Here is a 1,704-nt window from a genome sequence, read left to right on the forward strand (position 1 = left end):
ATAATCAAAGTTCTTGAGGGTTTGCCAAACTTGTTGAGGGGCTTTCGTGAGGGTTTCACAATAAAAACAAGCATAGTTGTTGAGGGTTCTTCGTGAGGGTCTTTTATGAGGGGCAAACTTGAGGGGCGAAGATGAGGGTCTGGCGAAAGCCAGACCCCTTTAATGTAAGAACGTTATTATTCGACTGGATATGGGATACCGTGATCGTCAAGTAATGCTTGTAGTAATTGTATGTATTCATTTTTTTGTTCAATTTCAATCCAGTTTGCCTGGCATAAAGAGCCGGCTTCTTCTAGCTCATATCTTGTGAGTTCATAATCAGTCCAGTTGAGGCATTTATGATTTTTACTGAATGCGCAATAGTTTTCCATGAAATTTTCCTCCTAAAATTCGTCGTTTTCAAGATAAGATACAGGGTTATAATCAGAAACACCATTTAAGACAGGCAGAGCCCTTGTTGCATAAAGAAATCTGTTCCTAAAGTGCTCAAAATTGCGGAAACCACGCCCTAAGCGTTTTAAATCTTTGACTTTTCTGTTTAATGATTCAATGGGACCATTTGATAAACGGGTGTCATATATTTTTCCGTTTCCGATTTTTTCTACCATGATAAAAGAATTAATGATAGGATCCTGGTATTTTTCCAAAAGAGAAGCAAATTCCCGAAAGATTTCATGACCGGATTTCATGTAGACCTGGATTAATTCTGTGAGTTCTTTGCGGGCAGAAACAGTGTTTCCAGCATTTCGGGCGTTGAATTGGATATAGAGCTCCTTAAGATCACGATAGTCCTTTAGATTTGGAGCAATGCGAAACAGCCAGCTTTCATAATCGTATGTATTCATCAGTACATGAAAATGAGGATCCATACGAAGATCAGAATGATAGAGAATATTTGATTGATTTGAAAGGATCAGCCAGCGGTATTTTTGCAGAATGTACACTTCATCAGAAACAGGAAATGACACTGTTTTTTGCTGTTGCCTGGAGAGTTTTTCTTGGAGTTCTCTATCTCGTTGGCGGTACTTTTTAAGAAGCTGCCGGATGTAATTGTCAACTTTTCGGATGATCCATTGAATGACGTGGAAAGAGTCTACAACAGGGACTGCGTTGGGAAAATACTTATCCACGTACGTAATATATTGGTTGTACATGTCGGAAATAAGATATTTTACAGCAGCCCGCTCTTCCATTGGAAGGGCGGCAAAGTAGGGTTCTGTGACATTCGTACGTCGACTGCGGAGCAGATCAATTGGATCTCCTGTATGAAAGTCCTGGATTACCAGAGCATACTTACAGTCATTATCCATATCCAGAAACACTTCATCGACAGAAATGGCATCGGTAAGAGGGAGCCGGTCAAGCTTTACATATCTGTCAAATACATCATGTGCATAAGTATCTGAGACATGGAATCTTTTGGAGATAGAAACAGAAGATTCAGCCAGGTTTTGATAAGCGCTGACGATGAGCATATCTGTTGCATTGGTGGTACGTCGGTTTCTGTTGACGAATTTAAAAGTTTCGCTGGTGTCATAGCGACAATCCGGATTGGTACAACGCCAGCGTCGTTGCTTCAGAATAAGAATAAGCCTGTAGTTATCCTGAAGAATTGGATGATTGATTTTTCTTTGCTTGATCCCACGAGAGTGCATTTTATATCCACAGGAAGGACAGTAATGAGCGACTGGTTTGGATTCAAGA

General features: G+C 40.3%; 2 protein-coding genes. Both read right to left on the bottom strand.

From position 1 onward, the window contains the following. Nucleotides 1–176 precede the first annotated feature (176 nt). On the bottom strand, nucleotides 177–371 hold the full coding sequence (locus tag DXA57_RS17055; RefSeq protein WP_117768436.1) for a mobility-associated LCxxNW protein: 195 nt from the start codon (nucleotides 369–371) through the stop codon (nucleotides 177–179). Between the two features lie 12 nt (nucleotides 372–383). Then, the coding region (locus DXA57_RS17060; RefSeq protein WP_147345719.1) for an ISL3 family transposase at nucleotides 384–1,704 on the bottom strand (1,321 nt) is incomplete at its 5' end.

The sequence above is a fragment of the Blautia sp. OF03-15BH genome (assembly GCF_003463065.1).
Classification (GTDB): Bacteria; Bacillota; Clostridia; order Lachnospirales; family Lachnospiraceae; genus Limivivens.